At 69.2% G+C, this 577-nt stretch carries 1 protein-coding gene; it reads right to left on the reverse strand.

The window, feature by feature from the left end:
• Window positions 1-577, reverse strand: a 577-nt coding sequence (locus EN745_RS35585; protein ID WP_245487922.1) for an FGGY-family carbohydrate kinase, incomplete at both ends; no start/stop codon positions are given.

Raw genomic sequence — 577 nt, forward strand, 5'->3', positions numbered from 1 at the left:
CCTGCCGCCCTGCTGCATGGCGACGCAGGCCGCGTTGAGAGCCGGGTAGAGCCCGGCGGCGGTGGCAGCCACCATGCCGGTGCCGAGCAAGACCGCCTCGTCGGCCAGCGGCTCGATGACCGTGCAGCCGGTCGCGTCGGCGTAGAGCTCCATCAGCAGCGGGTTCTTGGTGTGGCCACCGGTAACGTGCAGAGTGTCGATCAGGTAGCCGTTCTCGTTCAGCGCCTCCAGCACGTGACGCACGCCGAGCGCGATGCCGACGGCGGTGCGCCAGTAGAGCTTGCACAGGCTGTCGAAGGAAGAGTCGAGCGTCAGCCCGCTGACGACACCGACGGCGTGCGGGTCGGCCAGCGGCGAGCGGTTGCCATGGAAATCCGGCAGCACGTGCAGTCTCGCCGCCAATGCCTCGCCCTCGGCGGCGCGCAGTTCGGCGACTCGGCTGGCGATCTTCGCATGCATCGCTGTATTCGGCTCGCCACCGGCGCCATGCCAGCGGATGATGTGGTCGAGCAACGCGCCGGTCGCCGACTGGCCGCCTTCCGACAGCCAGAGCGTCGGCAGCGCCGCGCCATAATAT

Origin of the sequence: Mesorhizobium sp. M4A.F.Ca.ET.022.05.2.1 (assembly GCF_003998845.1) — a bacterium.
Taxonomy (GTDB): domain Bacteria; phylum Pseudomonadota; class Alphaproteobacteria; order Rhizobiales; family Rhizobiaceae; genus Mesorhizobium.